Annotated in this window: 4 protein-coding genes and 1 pseudogene; 2 read left to right on the forward strand and 3 right to left on the reverse strand. The window is 74.9% G+C overall.

Features of this window, described 5'->3' with window-relative positions; translation table 11 throughout:
• Positions 1–221: 221 nt before the first annotated feature.
• The 3 genes from ACFW2E_RS32780 to ACFW2E_RS32790 are packed head-to-tail and all read right to left on the reverse strand — an operon-like array spanning position 222 to position 4,977.
• Positions 222–1,397 carry a VWA domain-containing protein gene (locus ACFW2E_RS32780; protein WP_384471284.1) on the reverse strand — a complete coding sequence of 392 codons (1,176 nt, stop codon included), beginning with the start codon at positions 1,395–1,397 and terminating at the stop codon, positions 222–224.
• A complete protein-coding gene (locus ACFW2E_RS32785; RefSeq protein ID WP_384471287.1) occupies positions 1,394–3,832 on the reverse strand; it encodes a DUF5682 family protein in 2,439 nt (812 codons plus the stop codon). Before ACFW2E_RS32785 ends, ACFW2E_RS32780 begins: the two co-directional genes overlap by 4 nt.
• On the reverse strand, positions 3,829–4,977 hold the full coding sequence (locus ACFW2E_RS32790) for an AAA family ATPase (RefSeq protein ID WP_384471289.1): 1,149 nt from the start codon (positions 4,975–4,977) through the stop codon (positions 3,829–3,831). The genes ACFW2E_RS32785 and ACFW2E_RS32790 overlap by 4 nt, the downstream gene beginning before the upstream one ends.
• A 131-nt stretch (positions 4,978–5,108) precedes the next feature.
• On the opposite strand from ACFW2E_RS32790, the gene ACFW2E_RS32795 reads away from it, so the two are divergent.
• Both ACFW2E_RS32795 and ACFW2E_RS32800 read left to right on the forward strand, forming a co-directional pair.
• On the forward strand, positions 5,109–6,464 hold the full coding sequence (locus ACFW2E_RS32795; protein WP_384471292.1) for an SWIM zinc finger family protein: 1,356 nt from the start codon (positions 5,109–5,111) through the stop codon (positions 6,462–6,464).
• A 44-nt stretch (positions 6,465–6,508) separates the two neighbouring features.
• A pseudogene (locus ACFW2E_RS32800) lies at positions 6,509–6,780 on the forward strand (hypothetical protein); the annotation flags it as partial.

Here is a 6,780-nt window from a genome sequence, read left to right on the forward strand (position 1 = left end):
CCCCGCCGGGCGGGGGGCGCGCCCCCCCCCCCCCGCGGCACCGGGCAGGGCTGCTGACCAGGTCAAGGGGGAGGGTCCTCCCGTGCGGCGGACGAATGACAAGTGGGCACGACTCGGGCGCGCTCGATCCTCGCACGGCACGCCCGAGGTTGCGCAAGCCCCCTGTTACCGATGGGTAGGCATGTACCGATGGACAGTCATGTCCCTTTTCCCGTCCGCCGTCACACACTGTCCGGTATCGGAAGCGGGCGCTTCTCGATCGCCGCCGCCATCACCTCGGGGAACAGATCGGGGGTGCAGGCGAAGGCGGGCGCGCCCAGCGCGGCGAGAGCGGCCGCGTGATCCCGGTCGTACGCGGGCGCCCCCTCGTCCGACAGTGCGAGCAGGGCGACGAACTGCACGCCCGACGTCTTCATCGCCGCGACCCGCTTCAGCATCTCGTTCCGTATGCCCCCCTCGTAGAGGTCGCTGATGAGCACCACCACCGTCTCGGCGGGCCGGGTGATCTGCGACTGGCAGTGGGCGAGCGCCCGGTTGATGTCGGTGCCGCCGCCGAGCCGGGTGCCGAACAGGACGTCGACGGGGTCGTCGAGCCGGTCGGTGAGGTCGACGACGGCCGTGTCGAAGACGACGAGCCGGGTGCTGATCGACCGCATGGAGGCGAGCACCGCCCCGAACACCGACGCGTAGACGACGGAGGCCGCCATCGACCCCGACTGGTCGATGCAGAGGATGACCTCCTTCTTCACCGACTGGGCCGCGCGTCCGTAGCCGATGAGCCGCTCCGGCACGATCGTGCGGTACTCCGGCAGGTAGTGCTTGAGGTTGGCCGCGATCGTGCGGTTCCAGTCGATGTCGTGGTGGCGCGGCCGGCTGACCCGGGCGCTGCGGTCGAGGGCACCGGTGAGGGTGGCCCGGGTGCGCGTGGCGAGCCGCTTCTCGAGGTCCTCGACGACCTTGCGCACGACCGCCCGAGCCGTCTCCTTGGTGGTCTCCGGCATGGCCTTGTTGAGGGAGAGCAGCGTGCCGACCAGGTGCACGTCGGCCTCCACCGCCTCGAGCATCTCCGGTTCCAGGAGCAGCGAGGCCAGGCCGAGCCGGTCGATGGCGTCCCGCTGCATGACCTGGACGACGGAGGAGGGGAAGTAGGTCCGGATGTCCCCCAGCCAGCGCGCCACGGACGGGGCCGACGCGCCGAGCCCGGCCGAACGGTCCCGGCCCGTGTGCTGTTTGTCCGCCTTCCCGTAGAGCGCGGCGAGCGCTCCGTCCATCGCGGCGTCCTGCCCGGACAGCGCGCGGCCGGTCCCGTCGGCCGCGTCGCCCCCGAGGACCAGCCGCCAGCGCCGCAGCCTCTCCGAGGCCGCGTCGGCGGTGTCCGTCGTCGGCCCGGTCGTCATGTGCCCACCTCCACGAGGTCGTTGCCGCCCGGCTTCCTCTCCGCCGCCTCCGAACGCCCCGCCGGCTCCGCCTCGGTGTCCAGGCCGAGGAGCAGCCGCACGAGCGGTACCACGGCCTCGGCGCGCTCGATGTCCGGTTCCGGGTGGAAGCCGGGGATGCCCGCCGGTCCGGCGCCCATCGCGCTCCCCCGCCCGCCCGGCCCGCGCCGGACCAGCTCGCCCAGGGTTCTGCGCACCCCGGCCTCGTACGCCGAGAACGTCCGCCGCAGCAGCGGCAGCACGTCAGTGAACGCCTCCGCCGGCACTCCGGTGAGCCAGGAGTCGACCAGGCCGAGCAGCCGTTCGTCGTGCACCAGCAGCATGCCGCCCCCGCCGCCGACGAAGCCCTCGATCCACGCGGCGGCGTCCGGCGGCGGTGTCCCCGGCGACAGGACGAGCCCCATCAGCCGCGCCGCCTCGTCCTGTCCCAACTCCCCCTCGTCCAGCAGCAGTCGCACGGCCCGCCCCCGGACGACACCGGGCACGGTGTCCCGGCCGGACAGGGTGCGGAGCACCGAGCGCCAGCGGTCGCGCAGGTCGCCGGGCGCGGCGGCGGGTCCGTCCGTGCCACCGGCGGACAAGGCCTCCGCCAGCAGTGCCACCGCCCCGTGCACCTCGTCGACATGGCGCCGCATCTCCTCGGCCGCGTCCGGGTCGAGGGCTGCGCAGGCCGGGGGCAGGCCGACGAAGATCCGTTCGGCGAGACCCACGGCGACCTCGGTGAGCGCCCGGGTGCCGGTGCCGCGCACGTCGCCGTAGCGCAGGGAGCGGACCAGGGCGGGAAGGGCCTGGGCGAGGTGACCGACGTCGGTGTCGAGCGCCGCGCGGTCGGCGAGCACCCGCATCACCACGGGCAGCGCGTCCGGCAGTTCGGCGAGCAGACAGCGCTCGGCGAGTTCGGTGACCTCGGCGAGGGCCCGGGCGGCCACGGCATCCGCCTCGGCCCTGGCCGTCGCGGCGCCGAGCACCGTCGTACCCCAGACGCCCGCCTCGGCGACCCGCACGGACAGTTCCGGTTCCCAGCGCAGCCGCCAGGTCTCCCGGAAGGTGCCCGTACTGCCCCGCGACTGCGTCCGCTCGCCCCACCCGACGCCGAGCAGCCGCAGCCGGTGCAGCAGCCTGCTGCGTCCGGCGTCGGTCTCCTTGCGCAGGTCGAGCTCCAGTTCCCGCTCCAGCGCATCCGGCTTGAGCCGCAGGCCGCGCTGCAGCCGGGCCAGATCGCGCTGCAACGGCACGGCGGGTGCCGTCTCGGGCACCTCGCCCAGTACGTCCCCCACCACCAGCCGGTCGTGCACCAGGGCCAGTGGCACCTCCGAGCCGTCGCACATGACCGCCCGCACGGCCTCCGTCGTCTCGCTCAGCCCGGCCAGCGGGCGGCCCCGCATCGCGGCGAGCGTCTCCGCCAGCCGCACCGCCTCGATGACATGGGCCGAGGAGACGATCCGGTCCTCCTCGCGCAGCAGTCCGGCCACCTTGGTCAGCCATCTCTCGACCGGCCGGTCCGGGACGCCGAACAGGTGCCCGTACCAGCCCGGCGACTCGATGCCCGCCCCGTACCCGCTGAACCGGGACAGCCTGCGATGGGTCCAGGGCACCCACGTCATGTCCACCTTGGCCTTGGGCAGCCCCTTCAGCAGGGCCCGGTCGGCGCTGACGGCCGTCCTCCCGCGCAGCGCGGGCACGTGCCAAGCCCCGCACACCACGGCCACGGCGTCCCCGTACTCGCGTCGTGCCGAGCGCAGTTGCAGCCGCATGTACGCCTCGCGCACGAGGTCCCTGGCGTGCCCGCCGACGCCGTACGTCTCCCGCAGCGCCTCCATGGCCTCCCCGAGCGCGACGAAGGGCGCGAACGCGGCGCCCGCCGCCCCGGCCCCGGGCTCGGCGGCACCCGCACCCCGGTGCTCGACGACGTCCTCCCACCACCGCTCGGGATCGTCGTAGCCCCCGGCCTCGGCGAGCACGGCGATCGGGTCGATGCGGACGTCGCTCCCGGCGGCGGCCCCGTCGGGAGCACCGGCCTCGGGCGGCTCCCCCTCCTCGCTCCCCCACGCCAGCGTGTGCGTGGCCGGCAGGTCGATGAACCGGGCCGGGACCCCGTGCTCCAGGGCCCAGCGGATCGCCACCCACTCCGGGGAGAACGAGGCCAGCGGCCAGAACGCCGAACGTCCGGGCTCGTCCACGGCATGGGCGAGGAGCGCGACCGGGGGACGCAGGTCCTCGTCGGCGGCCAGCGGGATCAGCGTGTCGGCCTCGGGCGGCCCCTCGATCAGCACCGTGCTCGGCCGTGCGGCGTCCAGCGCGGCCCGCACGGCCCGTGCGGAGCCGGGGCCGTGGTGCCGCACCCCGAGCAGCAGCGGCCCGGAACCGGGCGCCCTGCCCCGCCCGGTGTCGTTCACGCGCTCACCTCCCGGCAGGCCCGGTAGAAGTCCTTCCAGCCGTCGCGCTCGCGGACGACCGTCTCCAGATACTCCTGCCAGACGACGCGGTCGGCGGCCGGGTCGCGGACGACGGCACCGAGGATGCCCGCGGCGACATCGGCCGGACGCAGCACGCCGTCGCCGAAGTGGGCGGCGAGCGCCAGGCCGTTGGTGACGACGGAGATCGCCTCGGCCGTGGACAGCGTGCCGCTGGGCGACTTCAGCTTCGTGCGGCCGTCGGCGGTGACCCCGTCGCGCAGCTCCCGGAAGACGGTCACGACGCGGCGGATCTCGTCGATGCCGTCGGGCACGGCGGGCAGGTCGAGGGAGCGGCCGATCTGGTCGACGCGGCGGGAGACGATCTCGACCTCGGCGTCCGCGCTCTCCGGCAGCGGCAGCACCACCGTGTTGAAGCGGCGGCGCAGGGCGCTGGAGAGGTCGTTGACCCCGCGGTCGCGGTCGTTGGCCGTGGCGATCAGGTTGAAGCCGCGGACCGCCTGCACCTCCTGGCCGAGCTCCGGGATCGGCAGCGTCTTCTCGGACAGGATCGTGATCAGCGTGTCCTGCACGTCGGCCGGGATGCGGGTCAGCTCCTCCACGCGGGCCGTCATGCCCTCCGCCATGGCCCGCATGACGGGACTGGGCACGAGGGCGTCACGGCTGGGGCCATGGGCGAGCAGCCGGGCGTAGTTCCAGCCGTAGCGGATCGCCTCCTCCGGTGTGCCGGCCGTGCCCTGCACCAGCAGTGTCGAGTCGCCGCTGACCGCGGCGGCCAGGTGTTCCGACACCCAGGTCTTGGCCGTGCCGGGCACGCCGAGGAGCAGCAGGGCACGGTCGGTGGCGAGCGTGGTCACCGCGACCTCGACGATGCGCCGCGGGCCCACGTACTTCGGCGTGATCACCGTCCCGTCCGGCAGTGTGCCGCCGAGCAGATAGGTGGCCACCGCCCACGGCGACAGCTTCCAGCGAGCCGGGCGCGGCCGGTCGTCCTGGGCCGCCAGCGCGGCGAGTTCGCCGGCGAAGGCCTCCTCGGCGTGCGGCCGCAGCGTCTCGGCCGGCTCCTTTCCAGGTGCTTCGGCAGCATCGACGGTCGCGGCGGACGTCGGTTCCACGGACACAGACATGGCTGAGGCCCCCTCCAGCTCGGCCGGTTCGGTCTGTCACCAACCGTGCACCACGCCACTGACAATCGCCTTGACCTGCGAAAACACTCCGGCGAGGCCGATTGTCAGTGGCGGGACCTACCTTCGATGGCATGACTCAGCAGGGGGTGCGCTGGACCGCGGAGCAGGTGCTGGCACTGGCGCCTGACGCAGCGTCACGCAAAGCGGGAAGCAAACTCGGCACGGCCGGTCCGTGGTCCGAGGCGGGCAGTTCCGGCGGGGGGACGGTGTGGGGGCTGTGCAAGGGCAGCGGCAGCAGGCCGTATCAGACGGTCGTCGACGTCGCGGACGTGACCGGTCCGGCGTACAAGTGCACGTGTCCGAGCCGTAAGTTCCCGTGCAAGCACGCGCTCGGACTGCTGTTGCTGTGGGCGGGCGGGGACGGTGCGGTACCGGCTGCCGAGGCGCCGGACTGGGCCGAGCAGTGGATCGCGGGCCGCAAGAGGCGGGCGCAGACGAAACGGGCGGCGGGCAGCGGGAGTTCCGCGTCCGGGCCGGCCGATCCCGAGGCGGCCCGGCGCCGGGCGGAGCGCCGGGCCGAGCGCGTCACGGCGGGGGCGACCGAGCTGGAGCGGCGTCTGGGGGACCTGCTGCGCTCCGGCCTGGCCTCGGCGGAGCAGGCCGGGTACGCGCTGTGGGAGGAGACGGCGGCCCGCATGGTCGACGCGCAGGCGCCTGGACTGGCCGCGCGGGTGCGGGAGCTGGGGGCGATCCCGGGATCGGGGCCGGGCTGGCCGGTGCGGCTGCTGGAGGAGTGCGCGCTGCTGCATCTGCTCGACCGGGCGTGGCTGCGCCGTGAGCTGCTCCCGGAGGGTCTCGCGGCGACGGTCCGTTCGCGCGTCGGTCTGCCCGCGCCGGCGGACGGCCCGCCCGTGCGCGACCGCTGGCTGGTCCTCGCCCAGTACGACACGGTGGACGCGAAACTGACGACGCGCCGGATCTGGCTGTACGGCGCCGGGTCGGACCGCACCTGTCTGCTCCTTTCCTACGGCGCCGCCGGCCGGGCTCCCGAGCCGGCGCTGCCGGTCGGGCTGGCCCTGGACGCGGAGGTGTCCGCCCATCCCGGAGCCGGCACTCCGCGGGCGTCCCTGGGCGAGAGGTTCGCCCCGCCCGCGCCGGCCGCGACCCGGCCGCCGGGGGTGACGACGGCCCTGGCGGTCGCCCGGTACGGCGAGGCGTTGCGGGACGACCCGTGGCTGGACACGGTCCCGGTGACGCTGGACCGCGTCATACCGACCCCGGACGGCGACTCCTGGCAGCTGGCGGACGCCGACGAGGACTCGGCCCTGCCGCTCAGCCCGGCCGCCCGCACCCGCCCCGGGCTGTGGCGGCTCGTCGCCCTCTCCGGCGGCGCCCCCGTCAAGGTCTTCGGCGAGTGCGGCCACCGCGGCTTCACCCCGCTGACGGCCTGGCCGGAGGGGGCGGGAGGGGCGGTGACGCTGTGCTGACGGAACCCGGCGCCACAGGACGACCGACGGAAAGGGAGCCTCGCATGAACGGGAACTCCGCCCGTAAACCCAGCGCCTGGGAGGAGCTCGTCACCACGGCGCTGCTCGGTACCGACCGGCGTCCGCCCCCGGGCGGCGGGCCGGGGCGGGAGGCGTCCGCCGTGGTGCTGGACGCGGCGGCCGTGGAGACCGTACGGCGGCGGGCGGGACTGCGGCCGGCGCGGGCGGCGGCACGGCCGGAGCCGGCCGCCGAGGACCCACGCCCCGCGCTGCCCGCCGCGGCGGCGCGCAGACTCGCGATGCTGCTGGCCGACCG

This window comes from Streptomyces sp. NPDC058964, assembly GCF_042741275.1.
In the GTDB taxonomy this organism is placed as follows: Bacteria; Actinomycetota; Actinomycetes; order Streptomycetales; family Streptomycetaceae; genus Streptomyces.